This is a genomic window from Neorhizobium sp. IRS_2294 (assembly GCF_050500145.1).
Classification (GTDB): Bacteria; Pseudomonadota; Alphaproteobacteria; order Rhizobiales; family Rhizobiaceae; genus Neorhizobium; species Neorhizobium soli.
In genome coordinates, this window is record NZ_CP191439.1 from 1,991,821 (window position 1) to 2,010,895 (window position 19,075).

Here is a 19,075-nt window from a genome sequence, read left to right on the forward strand (position 1 = left end):
CAGAAAGCGCGGCCGATTGCTTCATAAGCGCGGCTCGATAGTGTATTTCGCTGCTGCGAAACCAATCTGACCGAGTAACGGACGAGACTATGAACGCACCTGCCAAGACCGAAGAGTTTGCCGTGAAGATCCCGGATGGAGTCTACGCCGAAACCGTGCTTTCGGTGGAGCATTTCACGGATCATCTGTTCCGCTTCCGCATGACACGTCCGGCAGGCTTCCGCTTCCGGTCAGGCGAATTTGCCATGATCGGCCTGATGGTCGGCGATAAGCCGATCTACCGCGCCTATTCGATTGCCAGCCCCTCCTGGGACGAAGAGATTGAAATCTTCTCGATCAAGGTTCCGGATGGCCCGCTGACATCGCATCTGCAGGCGATCAAGCCGGGCGATACGGTTCTGATGCGCAAGAAGCCGACAGGCACGCTTGTGCTCGACGCGCTGACGCCCGGCAAGCGTCTCTACATGTTCTCGACCGGCACGGGCATTGCTCCGTTCGCAAGCCTGATCCGCGATCCGGAAACCTACGAGAAGTTCGACGAGGTCATCCTCACCCATACCTGCCGCGAAGTGGCGGAGCTGAAATACGGGTTCGACCTCATGGAAGAGATCCGCAATCACGAGTTCCTCTCCGAAGTCGTCGGCACCAAGCTGAAGCACTATCCGACCGTCACCCGCGACGCGGCGTTCCCCTATCAGGGCCGCATCACCGACCTGATCGACAACGGCAAGCTGTTCACCGATCTCGGCGTGCCGCCGCTCGACCCCGCTGTCGACCGCGGCATGATCTGCGGCTCGGCTGCGATGCTGAAAGACACCAAGGAACGGCTGGAAAATGCCGGCTTGACCGAAGGTGCCAACAACAAGCCGAGCGAGTTCGTTATCGAACGCGCATTTGTTGGGTAAGCTTCTGAGATATCGGTTTAAAAGACCGGTCTAATGATCTGATTATAAATGCCGCTATCCCCGAACTGAGCCGGGATCGCGGCATTCCTTTTTCAGCCGATCGACTTTTGCGAAGGCGCGATTTCCTTGTGGTAGATCGCGAAGACGGCCACGGCGATCAGCGCGACGCCGCCCCCGACGAGATGAGAGACCGCATAGCCTCCCTGGCTGACCACATAGCCGGCAACGACGTTGCTGAGCGATGCGCCAAGGCCCTGGACCGTCATCAAGCTCGCAAAGCCGACATTGAAACGGCCTGTACCCTTCAGGATGCGTTCCACCGCAACCGGTGTGACGATGCCAAGCAGCCCGGCACCGACGCCGTCGAGGATCTGGACGGGCCATACCACCCAGAAACCGTCAAAGCTGCCGGCGATCAACCCGCGGATCGGCAGCGCTGCAAGCCCGATCGCAAGCGTCGCGGCAAGGCCAAGCCTTCGGATCAGGAACGGCGTCACGACCGCGACAGCCACCATCGAAAGCTGGGCGATGCCTGTGATGATCGCCGTGGTCCGGAATGGTGTTCCGAGTTCGATGGCGAACTGCTGGGCGATCAACCGGCTCATCGGCGCGTTGCCGAAATGGAAGATCATCAGGATCAGTGCGAGCAGAATAAGTCCCCGGCTTTTCAGAAGCACACTGAAACCGGATGGCGCCTCCGCCGCGCTAGCGTCTGCTCCGCTGCCGTCGTCCGCCGCAAGGCCGCGGGCGACCTTGTGATCGATGCGATCAGGATCGATCATTGCGACTGCCGCAAGAGCACCGAACGCCGTCGCGATCATCAGCCAGATCATGCCACCCTGGCCGAACAGCGAGATGATGACGTAGACGGCAAACAGCGAGGCGAAATTGCCTGTGTGGTTCCAGAACTCGTTGCGAGCGATCTGTTGCGAAAACAGCTTCTCGCCGACGAGACCCAGCGTCAGGCCGGCCAGTGCCGGACCGATCACGGCGCCGACGACGGCGGTCCCGATCTGACCGATCCAGACAATTGCCGGATTGGGGGAAAGAAGCGTCACCAGCGCTGCAGCGGTGACCACCACGACCGGAATGGCAACGAGCGCCCGTTTCCACGACGTTCCATCGACCAGCGCCCCACAAAGCGGCGTTGCGGCAAGCCCGATCAAACCACCGACCGTGGCGATCAGGCCGAGTGACATCGATGACCAGCCTTGCGTCGCAAGGAAAGCATCAAGAAACGGCCCGAGCCCATCACGCGCATCGGCTAGAAAGAAATTGAGGAGGCAGAGCGCCGCCAGAGATCGGTCGGAGAAGATGCGCGGTGGATTGCCACCCGCAGATTTGTGAAGAACGGATGATGTCATCAGGAGCGAACCTTAGCTGGAGAGCGCAGCCTAAATGCATCCGCCAAGCTTTGGTTGCTTCCGCCGCCCGTGAATTACGCGTAAACCCTATTTAATACTCAAATATTGTCAGTGTGTTAGCTTCGCGCCACGAAGATGAATACGTATCACAATGGAGCGTTACTGGACTGGCGTTTTCCGACATAGGTTCACAAAGCGAATTACCATCCGTATGGAGGGAAATACGCTCCCGCGAACCTTCGCAGCAGCTACAGGGAATGAAGAAGGACCGTCTTACCGCTCCCACTCTTCCTTGTCCGGCTTTGCGCCGTTCCCGAGCCTGCGCTCCAGTTCAGAAGCCTGCCGATCCGTGAGTTTGACGACCAGCGTCACCGAGCCGTCCTCATTGTCCTCACGCTCGCTCACCACGGCATTGCCGTAGACCCAGGAGACGAGTGCCAGCTTATCGGCCGGGATCACGATCTCGGCCTCGGTCAGCACGCCGGAAAGCCGGTTCGAGACTTCATCGAGCAGTGCCTCGACGCCTTCGCCTGTGATCGCCGAGACGGCCATGATGTTGGCGCGCCCCTGGGCACGCTCGAACAGCGCGTCGTGGCTTTCCGGGTCGAGCCGGTCGATCTTGTTCCAGACCTCGATGATGCGCTTCTCGCTCTCCTTCTCGTCGATCCCGAGATCGGCGAGGATGCGCAGCACGTCAGCCGACTGGGCGGCATTGTCAGGGTCGGACATGTCGCGCACATGCAGCACGAGATCGGCTTCCAGCACCTCTTCCAGCGTCGCGCGGAAGGCGGCGACAAGGTGGGTCGGAAGATCGGAGATGAACCCGACCGTATCGGACATGATGACGGTGCGGCCATGCGGCAGCTTCATCCGGCGCAGCGTTGGATCGAGCGTCGCAAACAGCATGTCCTCGGCCAGCACACCGGCGCCGGTAATGCGGTTGAACAGCGTCGACTTGCCGGCATTGGTATAGCCGACCAGCGCCACGATCGGATGCGGCACCTTGCGGCGTTTGGCGCGGTGCAGCTGGCGGGTCCGCACGACCTGTTCAAGCTCCCTCTCGAGCTTGATGATCTTGTCCTGCAACTGCCGTCTGTCGGCTTCGATCTGGGTTTCACCGGGACCGCCCATGAAGCCCGCACCACCGCGCTGGCGTTCAAGGTGGGTCCAGGACCGAACGAGGCGGCCCTTCTGGTAATTCAGGTGAGCGAGATCGACCTGCAGCGTGCCTTCCTTGGTGGAGGCACGGCGGCCGAAGATTTCCAGAATGAGGCCGGTGCGGTCAATGACCTTGGCGCCCCATTCCTTCTCGAGATTGCGTTGCTGGACAGGTGTCAGCGGATGATCGACGATGACGAGCCCGGCATCCTTCTCGTCGAGAAGTGCCTTGATCTCTTCGATCTTGCCGGTGCCCATCAGCGTGGCGGGCCGCGGCTGACCGACGGTTACGATCATGCCTTCGGCGATCTCGAGATCGATCGCACGGGCAAGGCCGGTCGCTTCTTCAAGACGGGCTTCGTTGGATCGCTGCGGCGCGGCAGGTCTTGAGGGCGCAGGCGTGGCTGTCGCCTCACCCTGCCCGCTGCGTGCCCGGCTCTGTTTCAGCACAGGCACGATGACGACAGCGCGCATGTCGTCCCGGTGCTTTTCAGCTTCCGGGACTATTGATTCGTTCGAGGTATCACGATTGGAGATTCTATCGATCCTTAAGCAGCGTTCTCTTCGGTCTCGAACATCTGCATCGGCTGACCCGGCATGATGGTGGAGATAGCGTGCTTATACACGAGCTGCGAGTGTCCGTCACGGCGTAGAAGCACACAGAAATTGTCGAACGAGGTCACGACGCCCGTGAGCTTCACCCCGTTGATCAGGAATATCGTCAGGGAAATCTTCTGTTTGCGGACTGTGTTGAGAAACAAATCCTGCAGGTTCTGAGAACGTTCCGCCATAGCGTCGCTTCTTTCTTTCTTGCCGGTCATTGCCGGAAGCTGATCAAAATTTCTAGAGTTGAGCGGGAAACGCCCTCGTGTTTCCCTTCCCCTGACAGTCTGGTTATCAAATCGCCGTCTTCTCCGCAATCGCGAAAAAAGCGTCCCTAATATCGCTTGAGACAGTGCCTGGATGGCCGTTCGCGACAGGCTTACCATCGATCTCGACGACCGGTACACAAATGCCGGTTGCAGACGTCATGAAGGCTTCGCGGGCGCCAAGCATTTCGTTCACGGAGAACTCCCGCTCGACAAAAACGAGGCCGAGCTTTGCCGCAACGTCGATTGCCGTCGTGCGGGTGATGCCCTTGAGGATCCCGTGCTCGGCCGGTCGCGTGACAAGCTCGCCTTCCGGCGTGACGATCCAGGCATTGGCGGAAGCACCTTCCAGCACCATGCCGTCCCGCGTAACGAAGATCGCGTCATGGGCACCCGCATCACGGGCCTGCTGCTTGGCCAGAACGTTGGGCAGAAGACCCACAGTCTTGATGTCGACGCGATCCCAGCGGTTTTCGAGAAGCGTGATCACCTTGATGCCGGTCGCGTACTTCTTGGCAAGCAGCGACGGATCGGTGCTCTTGGCAGTGATCGTGATGGTCGGAGCCGTCCCCTCCGGCGGGAAGAAATGGTCGCGCTTTGCCGCACCGCGCGTCACCTGCATGTAGAAGATGCCGTTGCGAACCCGGTTGCGCCGCAACACCTCACGAATGACGAGCGTGAGTGCCGCGCGGCTCATGGGCTGGACCATGCGCAGCTCGCTGAGGGAGCGGTCGAGCCGGTTCAGATGCCGAGTCAGATCAACGATCAGCCCGTCCCGGACCTCGCAGACTTCGTAGACACCATCGGCGAACTGGAAACCGCGATCCTCGATATGGATAGCAGCCTCGGAATGCATGACATACTGGCCGTTGACGTAAGCGATACGCATGATGATCCCTTACACGCCCAGCGACTTCAGCTTGCGATGCAGCGCCGAGCGCTCCATGCCGACGAATTCCGCGGTGCGCGAAATGTTGCCGCCGAAGCGGTTAATCTGCGCGACGAGATAGTCGCGTTCGAACATTTCGCGCGCTTCACGCAGCGGCAGCGTCATGATGTGGACATCGCCCTTCGATGAGACTTTCGGCAGCATGTCGCCGAGATCGGGTGGCAGCATGTCCGCTGATATCGCCGTATCAGGACCGTCGGTACGGGCAAGGATCATCAGCCGTTCGATATTGTTGCGCAGCTGGCGGATGTTGCCGGGCCAGTCATGCGCCTGCAGCACGGCCATGGCATCGTCACCGATCTTGCGGGCGCGGATGCCGGCCTGCTCGGAGATCTGGCGCATGAACATATCGACCAGGAACGGAATATCCTCCCGCCGTTCGGCAAGCGCCGGTACCTTGACCGGCACGACCGCGAGGCGGTGATAGAGATCCTCGCGAAACGCCCCTTCGGCAATCAGGCTCTCCAGATTGAGGGCTGTCGACGAGATGATGCGCACATCCACCTTGACCCGCTTGGAACCGCCGACGCGCTCGAACTGCTGATCAACAAGCACGCGCAGGATCTTGTTCTGTGTCTCGCGCGGCATTTCACCGATCTCGTCGAGATAGAGTATACCGCGATGCGCCTCTTCCAGCGCGCCGATCTTGCGGGGCTGGCCAGGCCCGCCTTCGGTCCCGAACAGCGCGATCTCCATGCGGTCAGGCGTGATCGTTGCAGCGTTCAACGCTACGAAAGGACCCGTCACACGCGAGGACTTCTTGTGGATCATCCGTGCCACCAGCTCCTTGCCGGAACCGGATGGGCCAAGGATCATGATGCGGCTGTTGGTGGGCGATACCTTCTCGATCGTCTGGCGAAGCTGCGACACGGCAACCGACGTGCCGACGAGTTCGGCAGCATCCCCGGTACGGCGCTTCAGCTCTGTCACTTCGCGCTTCAGCTTGGAGTTTTCGAGCGCCCGCTCCGCAATCAGGATCAGCCGATCGGCCTTGAACGGCTTTTCGATAAAGTCGAAGGCACCGCGCTTGATGGCTGATACCGCCGTCTCGACATTGCCGTGACCGGAAATCATGACGACGGGAAGGTCCGGATGACGGGACTTGATCTCCTCGAGGAGCGCGAGCCCATCGAGACGTGATCCCTGCATCCAGATATCGAGAAAAACGAGCCGTGGCACACGGTCGGATATCGTCGCAAGTGCGCTGTCCGCATCGTGGGCCGTTCGCGTTTCATGGCCCTCGTCGGACAGGATCCCCGAAACGATGTCACGAATGTCGGCCTCGTCATCGACGACAAGAATATCAGATGCCATATGCCAGTTCCCTATCGTTATTATCTGTGTTGGGCTTTGCCACCCGCTCGACATGCGGCAGCAGCACCCGGATCATGGCGCCCTTGCCATGATCGAAATCGTTGGGGGCATCGTGCAGCTCCAGCTGTCCGCCATGCTCCTCGATGATCTTCTTGACGATCGCGAGGCCAAGGCCCGTGCCCTTCTCGCGCATCGTCATGTAAGGCTCCAGAATGCGGTGCCGGTTTTCGGTCGGCAGTCCGTTGCCGTTGTCGATGATATCGACGACGAACGTGTCCCGGCCTTTTTCGAGAGCAGCACGAACCATGATCTTGCGGCCGTCGCGCTCTTGATCGCTCGGCACCGCCTCGATCGCCTCGACAGCATTCTTGACGAGATTTCCGAAAGCCTGGCCCAGCATGCGGGCATCGAACAGACCTTTCAGCGGTTGATCTCCGAGCTCGCGAATGAAGTCCACATGTGTCTCACCCATTTCGCGCAGGAAGATGGCATCGCGCAGGATATCGCGCAGGTCCGCATCTTCCTTGGCCGGCTTCGGCATGCGGGCAAACGAGGAGAATTCGTCGACCATGCGGCCGATATCGCCCACCTGGCGCACGATCGTATCGGTGCACTGGTCGAACACAGCCCGGTCGCTGGCGTCGATCTGCTTGCCGTAGCGGCGCTTCAGGCGCTCGGCGGAAAGCTGGATCGGAGTGAGCGGGTTCTTGATCTCGTGCGCGATACGTCGCGCCACATCCGCCCAGGCGGTGGAACGCTGCGCGATCACGAGGTCGGTAATGTCGTCGAGCGTGATAACGTAGGCATCCTGCGGCGAACGCTGCTCTTCACGGGTGACCTGCACGGACAGGGTCCGCTCGGTCCCGTTGCGCATCAGGTTGACCTGCTTGCGGAAATCACCGCGCGAGCGGGCGGTCGCCTCGGTCAGTACATGATCGATCTCAGGCGCCACGTCATCCAACGTCTTGCCCATCAGCTCCTCGGCAGGCGCACCGAGAAAGTCTTCCGCTGTCGGATTGACGATGGTGATGCGGCGGTCGGCCTCGACGCCGATGACGGCAGCGGTCACGCCCGACAGCACCGCCTCGATAAACCGGCGGCGATCGTCGACCTCGTCTTTGGCCTCGAGAATTTCATCGCGCTGGCTGCGGATCTCCGAGATCATCTTGTTGAAGGTGCGCGAAAGGCTGCCCACGTCGCCGTCGACAGTGCGAACCGGGACGACCACGTTGAGATTGCCGGTGGCGACGCTGTCTGCCGCACTGATCAGCAGCCGGATCGGCCGCACGATACGGTCGGCAACCGCGATGGCGGCCCAGATGGCGGCGAGAAGCACGATCAGCGCAAAGCCGAGATAGAGCACGGCGAAGGCGACCTGCAGCGACATGCGGCCGGCTTCCATCGCCTTGTATTCGGCGGTGTTCTCCTCCATCAGCCGCATCGCGTTCATCACGCGCGGATCGACGGCCCGGATCGTGTAGAGAAAGGCGCCCGGGATCGTATCGATCTTGATGACGGCACCGACGAGGTTGGTGATGCCCGGTGGGATCAGCGTCGGCTGGCCGGATGCAGCACTTTTGAGCGCGTCCTGGGGAATGGCCGGAAGCGGCTTCTCCGTCTTGATATCAGCCTGTGCGACCGCCTGGCCATCCTCCTGCACCAGGAAGGCGCCGAGCAGACCACGGCCCCGCGCCTGACGGGTCAGAAGGTCGATGAAACCGGTCCGGTCGAGATAATACATCGCGCGGTTCCGCTCGAGATCGTTCGACATCGAGACGGTCTGGCCCTGAAGGTAACTTGCGTTCTCCATCATATAGGCTCGTGCAACGTCCTGCGACGACTGCACGATCGACTGCGTGCGAAGCGAAAACCAGCGATCGAGACCGACGCTCAGCGTCAGGCTGGCGAAAATCGCAACCAGCACGGCGGGCGTGATCGCCACGAACGAGAACAGCACGACGATGCGCACATGCAGACGGGCCGCCGCACGCCCACGACGTCTGGCCTTTACCAGTCGTCCGACCTCTCTGCCGATCAGGTAGACAAGGCCGAGAATGAACAGCGAGTTGATCGCGGCGGACGCGATCACGACATTGGTCGTCGGCGCGACCGGCGTCACGCCCAGCAGCACGAACAGCGTCAGTGTGGCGCAGATCAGTGCACCACCGGCAAGAAGCAGGCCCGGCAGCGCGAAGGATGCACGCCGATCGTGGACTACAGCTGCCGGCTCCGTTTCGGCCGACTGCGTTGCAGCGCCATCCGTCATCGTTAAAACCCCGGCCTTCGTGGCGTGGCCGGTGCGGATATCTCATCCGGACGCAGACGCCAGTCATTCATTTGCAACGAAAACTCGCGCTGCTCGGGCCAAGCCTGGATGCTCAGCCTGAAGCGTAAATCTGCGTGATGTTTAAGCAACGCTTTGTGGCGAAAATGCAACGATGAAGCAGAAGTGTCAAGCGATTGTGGCGAACGGAAATGACAGGACTATGCGCCGCGCGAGCTGCGATAGACCGAAACGCCCAGTTCGCGGATCTTCTTCCGCAGCGTATTGCGGTTGAGGCCGAGAAGATCTGCTGCCTTGATCTGGTTGCCACGGGTGGCAGTCAGCGCGGCAAGAATCAGCGGATACTCCATTTCTGTCAAAACCCGGTCGTAAAGACCTGGCGGCGGCAGGTTTTCACCGAAACCGGCGAAGTATGACCGCATGTTCTCTTCGACCGCCTGGGCAATGGTGAGAGACCCTGAACGGGCCGTCATCTTGTCGATCGGGCTATCCGGCACATCGGAGCGAAGCTCCGTTTCGATGATCTCGCGGGTGATCACCTCCTGTGGATAAAGCGCCATCAGGCGGCGCACGAGGTTTTCCAGCTCGCGGACGTTGCCCGGCCAGGCATAGGCCTTCATCGCATCCAGCGCTTCCGTCTCGAAACGCTTGCCGTCGAGGCCCTCCTTTTCCGCCATCTGCATGAAATGACGGACGAGATCGGGAATATCTTCGGCGCGGTCTCGGAGCGGCGGAAGGCGCAACGGAACGACGTTGAGGCGATAGTAAAGGTCCTCGCGGAACAGACCCTGGTTGATGAGTTGCTTCAGATCCTTGTTTGTCGCGGCAACAATGCGGACGTCGGTGCGGATCGGCGTACGGCCACCGACCGTCGTGTATTCACCCTGCTGCAGAACACGAAGAAGCCGTGTCTGAGCATCCATCGGCATGTCGCCGATCTCGTCGAGAAACAGCGTGCCGCCCTCGGCCTGTTCGAAACGGCCCGTCGAGCGGTTCTGGGCGCCGGTGAAGGCTCCCTTTTCGTGGCCGAACAGTTCCGACTCGATCAGATCGCGCGGAATTGCCGCCATGTTGATGGCGACGAACGGGCCGTTGCGGCGCTTGCCGTAGTCATGCAGGGCGCGGGCGACCAGTTCCTTGCCGGTGCCCGACTCGCCGGTAATCATCAGCGTCAGGTCGGTCTGCATCAGACGCGCCAGAACGCGGTAGATTTCCTGCATCGCCGTCGAACGGCCGACCAGCGGCATGCCGTCCTGCGTATCGTCGTCGAGGCGGGCCGGCTTGCGCTTCGGCTCGGCCAGCGCCCGGCCGATGATGGCGATCAGCTCGGTGAGGTCGAACGGCTTCGGCAGATAGTCGTAAGCGCCCTTCTCCGAGGCCTTGATGGCGGTCATGAACGTGTTCTGGGCGCTCATGACCAGTACCGGAAGATCCGGCCTCGCCTTCTTGATGCGCGGCAGGAGGTCGAACGCGTTCTCGTCCGGCATGATCACGTCGGTGACGACAAGATCGCCCTCGCCGGCGGAAATCCAGCGCCATAGCGTTGCGGCATTCGATGTGATGCGGACATCATAACCGGCGCGGGTCAGCGCCTGGTTGAGTACCGTGCGGATGGCTGCGTCGTCGTCTGCGACAAGGATCGTGGCAGTCATTAATCGCTTCCTGTGAAGTTCAAGGCGCGGCCATCGCCGCCTTCTTCCTTGTGCATGGGCATAAGAACGCGGAATATCGTCCGGCGCGGCTGGCTGTCGCATTCGATGATGCCGCCATGGGCACCGATGATTTTAGCAACCAGCGCCAGACCAAGGCCGGAACCGTTCGTCTTGGTGGTGATGAAGGGGTCAAACAGATGCGGCAGGATATCGGCCGGGACGCCCGGACCGTTGTCGATGACGCAAAATTCCAGCGGCAGCGAGATCTTCTCCCGCGTGCCGGCAACCGACAGGCGGATGCCCGGACGGTAGGCGGTGGTCAGCATGATCTCCGCATCCGGCTGGTCACCGACCGCTTCGGCGGCATTCTTGATGAGGTTCAAAAACACCTGAACAAGCTGGTCGCGGTTGGCATAGACCGGCGGCAGCGACGGATCGTACATTTCCGCGATTTTGATGTCGCGTCCGAACCCCGCCTTGGCGATAGCCTTCACATGATCGAGCACGGAGTGGATGTTGAGCGGCATCCGGTCGATCGGACGCTCGTCGGAGAACACTTCCATACGGTCGACCAGCGACACGATCCGGTCGGTCTCGTCGCAGATCAGCCGGGTCAGAGAGCGGTCTTCGTCCGGCACGACCGACTCGAGGAGCTGGGCCGCGCCGCGGATGCCGGATAGCGGGTTCTTGATCTCATGTGCCAGCATCGACGCAAGGCCGGTGACGGATCGCGCTGCGGCCCGGTGTGTCAGCTGGCGGTCGATCTTGTCGGCCATCGAGCGTTCCTGGAACACCACGACGACAGACCCCGGTTCGCTGACGACAGGCGCCACATAGAGGTCGACCAGCTTTTCCTGTCCGAGCCGCGGTGACGACAGGTCGACCCGGTACTCGTTGACGGGCGCCTTGCGCTCGCGCACCTGATCGATCAGCGCGAGAAGTGGGCTTCCGAATGGAATGAAACTCGAGATCGTGTTCTTGGCCAGATGCGAGGCGCTGGAGCCGAAGAACGACTCGGCTTCCCAGTTGGCGAATGCGACCCTGCCATCGGCATCGACAAGAATGACGGGGTTCTGAACGGAATTGAGAACCGCCATGGCCAGCGCTTGCCCCTGCGCGGCATCGGGTGCGGGAGACTTGGTCATGCTGCCTTCCTTCGCGACTCATCGAACGCATCGTCGAGCAGTGCCGACGACATTCTTTTCGAAACGTCGGTCGAGTCCTTCGAGATCATGATTGCGCCCTTCTGATCTGCCGGCAGGTTCGGCGCGAACCGGTCGAGATACCAGCCGAGATGTTTCCTCGCGTGTCGAAGCCCGGCCTCGCGGCCATAAAGCTCCAGCATCGCTTCGTAATGTTCCACGACGATGACAGCCATCTCCTCACGGCCCGGTGCAGAAGCGCCGGCAAGCCAACCGATATGCCAGGGACGACCCTGCGCACCGCGTCCGACCATGACCGCATCGGCGCCTGAACGCCGGATGATCTCGGCCGCATCTTCCGGCGTCTCGACATCGCCATTTGCGATCAGAGGTATCGAGATTTCATCGCGAACGGCACGAATGGCATCCCAGTCCGCCTTGCCCTCGTAGAACTGCATGCGGGTGCGGCCATGAATGGTGATCATCCGGGCACCTGCCTGTTCGGCACGGCGTGAGATTTCCGGTGCGTTGATGGTATTCTCGTCCCAGCCGAGCCGCATCTTGACGGTGACCGGCACGTTGACCGCCTTGACGGTCGCCTCGATCATCGACAGTGCGTGATCGGGATCGCGCATCAGCGCGGAACCGGAATAGCCACCGGTCACCTTTTTTGCCGGACAGCCCATGTTGATGTCGATGATATCGGCACCATTGGCTTCGGCAATCTTTGCCGCTTCCGCCATCCAGTGCGCCTCGCGACCGGCGAGCTGCACCATATGCGGCGTAATCCCTGTCCCCTGCAGCCGCGACCAGGATTCCTCCCGGTTCATCACCAGCTCGCGGCTCGCAACCATCTCGGTCACGACCAAACCTGCTCCGTGGCGCCAGGCAAGGGTGCGGAACGGCAGATCGGTCACGCCGGACATCGGCGCCAGGACGACCCGATTACGGATGGCGACTGGCCCGATATGAAAAGATGAGGATAGATCAGGGAGCGACAAATGATGATCTTTCGGGCAGATAATTCTTCTGCACTATTTTTATTCAGGAGTCATGCGTTTGCCAAGGGCAATTCACGAGCTGCGTTATTTTTAAGCGACGTGCTGGAATTAAGGCTTTTGGTCCTATAGTTCTGCGGCTGTCAACCTCCCACCAATTTCCGAGGGCTCATGGACGGCGAGATCTTCAAGATAGCCATCGTCATCGTGGCCGCTGGCCGCGGAGAGCGTGCGGGTGCGCCGGGAGACGGGCCAAAACAATATCGCCGTATCGGTGGCTTGCCAGTCATTCATCATACGCTGCAGAAATTTCTGACCTGGCCAAAGAGCGGCCCGATCGTCGTGGTCATCCACCCGGAAGACGAGGCGCTCTACGCCGCCTCGACGGACGGACTTGGCGGAGCCGAGAACATCATTGTCACCTTCGGCGGCGATACAAGGCAGCGCTCCGTCTACGAGGGCCTGCGGGCGATTGCGGCAACGGAGGCGACCCACGTGATGATCCATGACGCGGCCCGCCCTTTCGTCGACCACGTGCTGCTGGATCGCATTGCAGACGGCTTTGCCGCGGGCAAGGACGGAATTCTGCCGGCGATGGCCGTGACCGACACGCTGAAGCGCGGCGGTTCGGATGGGCTGGTGCATGAGACGGTATCGCGGTCGGGGCTTTATGCGGCCCAGACACCGCAGAGCTTCCGTCTCTCGGAAATCCGCACCGCGCATGAAAAGGCAGCAGCCCTTCGCCGCGACGATTTCACCGACGATGCCTCCATCGCCGAGTGGGCGGGCCTTGCCGTGACGCTCGTGGCAGGCTCCGTCGACAATATCAAACTGACGCTGAAGCGGGATATCGATATGGCTGACGAGAAACTCACGCAGGACAAACCTGCCGCACACTATCTGCCGGATGTTCGCACCGGCAATGGCTACGACGTCCACCAGCTTGTGGCCGGCGACGGCGTGACGCTTTGCGGCATCTTCATTCCGCACGATCAGAAGCTGAGCGGCCATTCGGATGCCGACGTGGCGCTGCATGCGCTCACCGACGCGCTGCTCGCCACCTGCGGCGCCGGCGACATCGGCGACCACTTCCCGCCCTCCGATATGCAGTGGAAGGGCGCGGCCTCACGGATCTTTCTCGAACATGCTGCGAAGATCGTGCGCGAGCACGGCGGCACCATCATGAATGCCGATGTGTCGCTGATCGCGGAAGCCCCCAAGATCGGTCCGCATCGTCAGGAAATGCGCGAAAAGCTTGCCGAAATTCTCGGCATCTCGCTCGACCGCTGTTCGGTCAAGGCGACGACCAACGAGAAGATCGGCTTTGTCGGCCGTGGCGAGGGGATCGCAGCGATTGCCACAGCCACCGTGGTGTTCGGATCGGTGCGGGCATGAGCCTCTTTCCTGATGATATCGAGGCACAGGCCCGGCGCATCATCGAGACGTTTTCGGCGCGCAAGCTGATGGTCTCGACGGCGGAGTCCTGCACCGGCGGCCTGATCGCAGGCGCGCTGACCGAAATCGCCGGGTCGTCGGCGGTCGTTGATCGCGGATTTGTCACTTATACCAATGACGCGAAGACAGACATGCTGGGAGTGCCCTCGTCGGTGCTTGCAACACACGGCGCCGTCTCAAGGGAAACTGCCCTGCTGATGGCAACTGGCGCCCTGTTCCGCTCCCGCGCCGGTCTCGCGGTTGCCGTAACAGGCATAGCAGGCCCCGGCGGCAGCTCGGCCGAAAAGCCAGTCGGGCTGGTCCATCTCGCAGCGCGCGGCCGGAACGGAAAGATCCTGCACCGGGAGATGCGCTATGGCGACATCGGCCGGACCGAGATCCGGATTGCGACAATCATGACAGCGTTGGACATGCTGCTGGAGGCGGCGGACTGAACTGACCCCAATTAGGCGTAGATCTTGTCCGCGCGTGCTTCGAACGCTTCGGCAAACATGCGGAAGGCGCGGTCGAACATCGAGCCCATCAGGGCGCCGAGAATCATGCTCTTGAATTCGTAGTCGATGAAGAAGGCAACGGTGCAACCGTCGGAACCGTCCGTCGCCGGCTCGAACCGCCAGCGGTTATCGAGATACTTGAACGGACCTTCGATATATTTGACATCGATCGCCTGCTCCGCCGGATGCAGCAGCACCTGTGTCGTAAAAGTCTCGCGGATCGCCTTGTAGCCGACGGTCATGTCGGCAAGCAGCAACTCCTTGCCGTCGCGTTCCTTGCGGGAACGGATCGACAGCGCTTCACAAAGCGGCAGGAATTCCGGATATTTCTCGATGTCGGCGACCAGCGCGTACATCTTCTCGGGACTATGCTTGACGGGGCGGCGTATTTCGAACTTGGGCATGTCGTGGAGTTAATCGCGCACAGGCAGAAGATCAAGAAGCTGACGCATATGTCGGTGCGATTTCAACATCAGGCGCGCCCAAATCCTGCGCTCTCGCTGTCGTCCAAAAAAATGGCCCCGCCCTCTGGCGGGTTGTTGCTTCAAGGCATATCTGGGACGTCGCCGCTCGGCTCGATAACGGGAGGCCCAAAGATTAAATAATTTTAATGTCTCAGCAATGAAGTTGTAATGATCCGCGGGATCAATCCTGCGTATAACGCTTCACGGGAGATGACTGGCCTTTACCTGTCGGAAAGACGCATTCCATGGATGACTTCACGCAAATGATCAAGCTGCTCGAATCCGCCAAGCAACTGGCCGATATGAACCAGCTCCCCATGCTCGCCTATTTTGTGGAAATGGCGAAAGCCGAGACACGCGGACATCGCACGACGCTGCGCGAGCGCCGCCGCGGGCAGGACAAGAACCAGGATAAGATCGAGAAGATTCAAGCGGCCGAGTGATCGGCCGCCAGACCGCAGAAGTGCGGATTACACCGCTGCTGCGAGCAGCTTGCGGGCGCGATTGGCGCGCAGACGGGCGAAATCATCGCCTGCGTGATGCGACGACCGCGTCAGCGGGCTGGACGCCACCATCAGGAAGCCCTTCGTATAGGCCACGGTCTCGTAGGACTTGAACTCCTCCGGCGTCACGAAACTCATCACCGCATGATGCTTGCGGGTCGGCTGCAGATACTGGCCGATCGTCAGGAAGTCGACGTCGGCGGTCCGCAGGTCGTCCATCAGCTGCAGCACTTCGTTGCGCTCTTCGCCGAGGCCGACCATGATGCCCGACTTGGTAAACATCGTCGGATCCAGTTCCTTCACCCGCTGCAGCAGACGAACCGAGTGGAAATACCGCGCACCGGGGCGAACCGTCAGGTAGTTGCCAGGAACCGTCTCCATATTGTGGTTGAAGACGTCGGGCTTTGCCGCAACGACGCGCTCGAGAGCGCCCGGCTTCTTGAGGAAGTCCGGCGTCAGGATCTCGATCGTCGTCAGCGGTGACGCCGCACGGATTGCCCAGATCACCTTCTCGAAATGCTCCGCACCGCCATCGGCCAGATCGTCACGATCGACCGAGGTGATGACGACGTGGCTGAGGCCCATCTCTTTGACGGCCTTTGCGACATTCTCGGGCTCTGACAGGTCGAGCGCGTTCGGCTTTCCTGTCGAGACGTTGCAGAACGCGCAGGCGCGCGTGCAGATCTCGCCCATGATCATGAACGTGGCGTGCTTCTTGTCCCAGCACTCGCCGATATTAGGGCAACCCGCTTCTTCACAAACAGTGACGAGCTTGTGCTCCTTCACGATCGAGCGGGTTTCCTGATACCCCTTAGAAACCGGAGCCTTGACACGGATCCATTCGGGCTTGCGCAGCACTTCGGTATCGGGCCGATGCGCCTTCTCCGGATGGCGGACACGCTTCTCATCGCCCGTTGCAGGGGTGATGAGGTTTATCCTGTCGAGAATGGTGACCATAAATAACTGTCCTCAACCGCTTTGAATGCGGGTACCGTCAACGCCTGACGAGTTTTGCGACAAATAGCAAAATGCACGAGCCGACGAAACCCTGCACGAGGTAACCCAGCCAACCGCTGGCGACATGGATGTTGGCCGCATTGAAGATCGCGTTGGCAATCACCGCGCCGACGATGCCGATCACGATATTCATGAAGATGCCGAAGCGCATATCCATCAGCTTGCCGGCAAGCCAGCCTGCCAGGCCTCCGATGATGATCGCTGCAAACCAGCCCACGCCCATGACTTACTCCGTTCAAACCTCTTCAGCAGATATGGGCGGCAAGCCGCCCATATGCAATCGGCGCTAAGACCTAAGCGTTCAGGACGCGGCCATAGGCGTCAAGGACGCTTTCCTTCATCGATTCCGAAATCGTCGGATGCGGGAAGATGGTGTGCATCAGGTCTTCTTCCGTCGTCTCGAGGTTCATGGCGACGACGAAGCCCTGGATCAGTTCGGTCACTTCCGCCCCGACCATATGCGCACCGATGAGCTCGCCGGTCTTCTTGTCGAAGATCGTCTTGACCATGCCCTGGTCCTCGCCGAGGGCCACGGCCTTGCCGTTTGCCGCAAACGAGAAGCGGCCGACGCGGATCTCGCGGCCCTGCTCCTTGGCTTTCGCTTCCGTCAGACCAACCGACGCGACCTGCGGGTTGCAATAGGTGCAGCCCGGGATCTTGCTCTTGTCCATGGCGTGGACGTTGGGCAGGCCGGCGATTTTCTCGATGCAGACGACGGCTTCATGCTCGGCCTTGTGGGCAAGCAGCGGACCGCCTGCGACATCGCCGATCGCGTAGATACCTTCGACATTGGTCTTGCCGTAGCCGTCGATGACGACGAAGCCGCGGTCGGTCTTCACGCCGACAGCCTCAAGGCCGATATTCTCGATATTGGCCTGCACGCCGACAGCCGAGATCATCCGGTCTGCGGTGATCTTCTCCGACGTGCCGTCCTTCTTCTCGATCGTGGCCGTGATCGAGTTTGCACCCTTCTCGACCTTCGCGACCTTGGCTTCGAGATGGATCTTGATGCCCTGCTTGTCGAACTGCTTCTTGGCGAAGGCCGAAATTTCGGCATCCTCGACCGGCATGACCTGGCTCATGATCTCGACCACGGTCACATCGACGCCCATGGTGCGGTAGAAGGACGCGAACTCGATGCCGATCGCGCCAGACCCCATCACCAGCAGCGACTTCGGGAGCTCTTCGGGCTTCATCGCCTCGAAGTAGGTCCAGATCAGCTTGCCATCGGGCTCGATACCCGGCAGCGCACGCGGACGGGCGCCGGTGGCGACGATGACGTGCTTGGCGGTGTAGGTGCCCTCGCCCAGTGTGTTCTTGGGAACAGGACCCTGAGGCTGCACGATCTCCTTGGTGATCTTGCCGACGACGATTTCGGCCATTTGCGAACCGGATGCCGGCTTGGTGACCTTGGCTTCGCCCCAGATGATATCGATCTTGTTCTTCTTGAACAGGAAGCCGACGCCGCTGTTCATGCGGTTGGCAATGCCGCGCGAACGCGCAACGACCGCCTTAACGTCAGGCTTGATCGTGCCTTCCAGCGTCAGGCCGTAATCCTTGGCATGCTGCGCGGTATGCAGCACGTCGGCTGTCCGAAGCAGCGCCTTGGTCGGGATACAGCCCCAGTTGGAGCAGATGCCGGCCAGATGCTCGCGCTCGACGACGGCAACCTTCATGCCCAGCTGGGATGCACGGATCGCGGCGATATAACCGCCCGGACCGGCGCCGATAACGATGAGATCGTAGGACTGAGCCATTGTTTCCTGCCTTTGTCTTTTCAAGTCTGTGTCTGCGGCGACCATCGATACGCGGCCTGCCGATGTGAATTCTTGGGTCAGATGCCGAGCATCATCCGGACGATCGGCTCAAGCCCACGGCCGATGGCGCGGGTATCTTCAGCCGTCAGGTGCACACCATCGAGCGGGCTGGTCTTCGCGACCGATCCCGCATCGAAGAAGCCGCAACCGAGTTCATCGGCGAGATCGCGGTAAAGCGAGGCGAGCATCGACGATTGTTCGATCCCGCCCTGGAACATCGCCGAAAAGATCGGATCTCCGGTCTCGCAAAGCGGCGGCGGCGACACGATCAGCACGTCAGGTGCGTCATAGTCGAATGACCATTCGTGATGGCGGATCAAAGCGACCAGCCGCTGGATCCCGGCCCGCGCCGCATGCGCCGTCCCGGCGATGACCGGCTTCATGTCGTTGGTGCCAAGCATGATGACGACCAGATCAAGCGGCATATGGGTATGCAGAACGGTCGGGAAATTCTTGACCCCGTTGCGATCGCAATCGGCGAGATGGTCGTCGTAGCCGGTCGTGCGCCCGTTCAGGCCGTCGGCAATGACCGTGACCTCGTCTCCGAGTGCGGCGCCGAGCACGCTCGTCCAGCGATCCTCGAACGCGTGACGACCGGGACCAACGGGGTCATACCCCCATGTGAGACTGTCGCCGAAGCAGAGAACGGTTTTCATAGTGTCCATACGCCCAGTCATTCCCTGCCGACCT

The 19,075-nt window shown here is 60.8% G+C and carries 18 protein-coding genes; 4 read left to right on the forward strand and 14 right to left on the reverse strand.

Annotated elements, in window-relative coordinates; all coding sequences use genetic code 11:
- Positions 1 to 89 precede the first annotated feature (89 nt).
- Positions 90 to 905 carry a ferredoxin--NADP reductase gene (locus ACQY1K_RS09655; RefSeq protein ID WP_092660723.1) on the forward strand — a complete coding sequence of 272 codons (816 nt, stop codon included), beginning with the start codon at positions 90 to 92 and terminating at the stop codon, positions 903 to 905.
- Between the two features lie 92 nt (positions 906 to 997).
- Here ACQY1K_RS09655 and ACQY1K_RS09660 read toward each other — a convergent pair whose 3' ends face one another.
- The 9 genes from ACQY1K_RS09660 to dusB all read right to left on the reverse strand — a co-directional run bounded on the left by ACQY1K_RS09660 (position 998) and on the right by dusB (position 12,659).
- Complete coding sequence (locus ACQY1K_RS09660) at positions 998 to 2,269, reverse strand: MFS transporter (protein ID WP_062580972.1); 1,272 nt, start codon at positions 2,267 to 2,269, stop codon at positions 998 to 1,000.
- 273 nt (positions 2,270 to 2,542) lie between these two features.
- Positions 2,543 to 3,973: a GTPase HflX gene (gene hflX / locus ACQY1K_RS09665; protein ID WP_209903444.1), complete on the reverse strand. Its 1,431-nt coding sequence runs from the start codon at positions 3,971 to 3,973 to the stop codon at positions 2,543 to 2,545.
- 2 nt (positions 3,974 to 3,975) lie between these two features.
- Positions 3,976 to 4,218: an RNA chaperone Hfq gene (gene hfq, locus ACQY1K_RS09670; protein ID WP_007757453.1), complete on the reverse strand. Its 243-nt coding sequence runs from the start codon at positions 4,216 to 4,218 to the stop codon at positions 3,976 to 3,978.
- A gap of 106 nt (positions 4,219 to 4,324) precedes the next feature.
- Positions 4,325 to 5,188, reverse strand: a complete 864-nt coding sequence (locus ACQY1K_RS09675) for a D-amino-acid transaminase (protein ID WP_430258964.1) — start codon at positions 5,186 to 5,188, stop codon at positions 4,325 to 4,327.
- Between the two features lie 6 nt (positions 5,189 to 5,194).
- Positions 5,195 to 6,559 carry a sigma-54-dependent transcriptional regulator gene (locus tag ACQY1K_RS09680; protein WP_062456399.1) on the reverse strand — a complete coding sequence of 455 codons (1,365 nt, stop codon included), beginning with the start codon at positions 6,557 to 6,559 and terminating at the stop codon, positions 5,195 to 5,197.
- Positions 6,549 to 8,825 (reverse strand): ATP-binding protein, encoded by a 2,277-nt coding sequence (locus ACQY1K_RS09685; RefSeq protein WP_430257210.1) that lies wholly within the window; start codon positions 8,823 to 8,825, stop codon positions 6,549 to 6,551. The genes ACQY1K_RS09680 and ACQY1K_RS09685 overlap by 11 nt, the downstream gene beginning before the upstream one ends.
- Before the next feature lie 218 nt (positions 8,826 to 9,043).
- Positions 9,044 to 10,495 carry a nitrogen regulation protein NR(I) gene (gene ntrC, locus ACQY1K_RS09690; RefSeq protein WP_430257212.1) on the reverse strand — a complete coding sequence of 484 codons (1,452 nt, stop codon included), beginning with the start codon at positions 10,493 to 10,495 and terminating at the stop codon, positions 9,044 to 9,046.
- The gene (locus tag ACQY1K_RS09695; protein ID WP_092660713.1) at positions 10,495 to 11,640 is read right to left on the reverse strand and encodes a two-component system sensor histidine kinase NtrB; all 1,146 of its coding nucleotides are present in this window, start codon (positions 11,638 to 11,640) and stop codon (positions 10,495 to 10,497) included. The genes ntrC and ACQY1K_RS09695 overlap by 1 nt, the downstream gene beginning before the upstream one ends.
- Positions 11,637 to 12,659, reverse strand: coding sequence for a tRNA dihydrouridine synthase DusB (gene dusB / locus ACQY1K_RS09700; RefSeq protein ID WP_430258966.1), 1,023 nt, complete (start codon positions 12,657 to 12,659; stop codon positions 11,637 to 11,639). The genes ACQY1K_RS09695 and dusB overlap by 4 nt, the downstream gene beginning before the upstream one ends.
- A gap of 147 nt (positions 12,660 to 12,806) precedes the next feature.
- Here dusB and ACQY1K_RS09705 point away from each other — a divergent pair, with 147 nt between their 5' ends.
- Together ACQY1K_RS09705 and ACQY1K_RS09710 are read left to right on the forward strand one after the other, a co-directional pair.
- Positions 12,807 to 14,030 carry a bifunctional 2-C-methyl-D-erythritol 4-phosphate cytidylyltransferase/2-C-methyl-D-erythritol 2,4-cyclodiphosphate synthase gene (locus ACQY1K_RS09705; RefSeq protein ID WP_430257213.1) on the forward strand — a complete coding sequence of 408 codons (1,224 nt, stop codon included), beginning with the start codon at positions 12,807 to 12,809 and terminating at the stop codon, positions 14,028 to 14,030.
- Positions 14,027 to 14,524, forward strand: coding sequence for a CinA family protein (locus ACQY1K_RS09710; RefSeq protein ID WP_430257214.1), 498 nt, complete (start codon positions 14,027 to 14,029; stop codon positions 14,522 to 14,524). The genes ACQY1K_RS09705 and ACQY1K_RS09710 overlap by 4 nt, the downstream gene beginning before the upstream one ends.
- Positions 14,525 to 14,535: 11 nt before the next feature.
- Here ACQY1K_RS09710 and ACQY1K_RS09715 read toward each other — a convergent pair whose 3' ends face one another.
- Positions 14,536 to 14,988 (reverse strand): type II toxin-antitoxin system RatA family toxin, encoded by a 453-nt coding sequence (locus tag ACQY1K_RS09715; RefSeq protein WP_062456381.1) that lies wholly within the window; start codon positions 14,986 to 14,988, stop codon positions 14,536 to 14,538.
- A 305-nt stretch (positions 14,989 to 15,293) separates the two neighbouring features.
- Between ACQY1K_RS09715 and ACQY1K_RS09720 the strand changes: the two genes are divergently transcribed.
- Positions 15,294 to 15,491 (forward strand): hypothetical protein, encoded by a 198-nt coding sequence (locus tag ACQY1K_RS09720; protein ID WP_062580987.1) that lies wholly within the window; start codon positions 15,294 to 15,296, stop codon positions 15,489 to 15,491.
- Positions 15,492 to 15,518: 27 nt separating this feature from the next.
- On the opposite strand, the gene lipA is transcribed toward ACQY1K_RS09720, so the two are convergent.
- From lipA to ACQY1K_RS09740, 4 genes are all read right to left on the reverse strand, one after another.
- Positions 15,519 to 16,508, reverse strand: a complete 990-nt coding sequence (lipA, locus tag ACQY1K_RS09725; protein ID WP_062580989.1) for a lipoyl synthase — start codon at positions 16,506 to 16,508, stop codon at positions 15,519 to 15,521.
- Between the two features lie 37 nt (positions 16,509 to 16,545).
- Positions 16,546 to 16,791 (reverse strand): GlsB/YeaQ/YmgE family stress response membrane protein, encoded by a 246-nt coding sequence (locus ACQY1K_RS09730; RefSeq protein WP_062456372.1) that lies wholly within the window; start codon positions 16,789 to 16,791, stop codon positions 16,546 to 16,548.
- 70 nt (positions 16,792 to 16,861) lie between these two features.
- On the reverse strand, positions 16,862 to 18,325 hold the full coding sequence (lpdA, locus tag ACQY1K_RS09735) for a dihydrolipoyl dehydrogenase (RefSeq protein ID WP_430257215.1): 1,464 nt from the start codon (positions 18,323 to 18,325) through the stop codon (positions 16,862 to 16,864).
- 77 nt (positions 18,326 to 18,402) lie between these two features.
- Positions 18,403 to 19,041, reverse strand: a complete 639-nt coding sequence (locus ACQY1K_RS09740; protein WP_092660701.1) for an SGNH/GDSL hydrolase family protein — start codon at positions 19,039 to 19,041, stop codon at positions 18,403 to 18,405.
- Positions 19,042 to 19,075: the final 34 nt, after the last annotated feature.

Excerpts from the sequence above, each read along its gene's own strand:
- lpdA (WP_430257215.1), bottom strand. The coding sequence starts at position 18,325 with ATGGCTCAGTCCTACGATCTCATCGTTATCGGCGCCGGTCCGGGCGGT.
- lipA (WP_062580989.1), bottom strand. The coding sequence starts at position 16,508 with ATGGTCACCATTCTCGACAGGATAAACCTCATCACCCCTGCAACGGGC.
- ACQY1K_RS09730 (WP_062456372.1), bottom strand. The coding sequence starts at position 16,791 with ATGGGCGTGGGCTGGTTTGCAGCGATCATCATCGGAGGCCTGGCAGGC.
- ACQY1K_RS09720 (WP_062580987.1), top strand. The coding sequence starts at position 15,294 with ATGGATGACTTCACGCAAATGATCAAGCTGCTCGAATCCGCCAAGCAA.
- ACQY1K_RS09680 (WP_062456399.1), bottom strand. The coding sequence starts at position 6,559 with ATGGCATCTGATATTCTTGTCGTCGATGACGAGGCCGACATTCGTGAC.
- hfq (WP_007757453.1), bottom strand. The coding sequence starts at position 4,218 with ATGGCGGAACGTTCTCAGAACCTGCAGGATTTGTTTCTCAACACAGTC.
- ntrC (WP_430257212.1), bottom strand. The coding sequence starts at position 10,495 with ATGACTGCCACGATCCTTGTCGCAGACGACGACGCAGCCATCCGCACG.
- ACQY1K_RS09685 (WP_430257210.1), bottom strand. The coding sequence starts at position 8,825 with ATGACGGATGGCGCTGCAACGCAGTCGGCCGAAACGGAGCCGGCAGCT.
- ACQY1K_RS09660 (WP_062580972.1), bottom strand. The coding sequence starts at position 2,269 with ATGACATCATCCGTTCTTCACAAATCTGCGGGTGGCAATCCACCGCGC.
- ACQY1K_RS09740 (WP_092660701.1), bottom strand. The coding sequence starts at position 19,041 with ATGAAAACCGTTCTCTGCTTCGGCGACAGTCTCACATGGGGGTATGAC.
- ACQY1K_RS09705 (WP_430257213.1), top strand. The coding sequence starts at position 12,807 with ATGGACGGCGAGATCTTCAAGATAGCCATCGTCATCGTGGCCGCTGGC.
- ACQY1K_RS09655 (WP_092660723.1), top strand. The coding sequence starts at position 90 with ATGAACGCACCTGCCAAGACCGAAGAGTTTGCCGTGAAGATCCCGGAT.
- ACQY1K_RS09715 (WP_062456381.1), bottom strand. The coding sequence starts at position 14,988 with ATGCCCAAGTTCGAAATACGCCGCCCCGTCAAGCATAGTCCCGAGAAG.
- ACQY1K_RS09710 (WP_430257214.1), top strand. The coding sequence starts at position 14,027 with ATGAGCCTCTTTCCTGATGATATCGAGGCACAGGCCCGGCGCATCATC.
- ACQY1K_RS09695 (WP_092660713.1), bottom strand. The coding sequence starts at position 11,640 with ATGACCAAGTCTCCCGCACCCGATGCCGCGCAGGGGCAAGCGCTGGCC.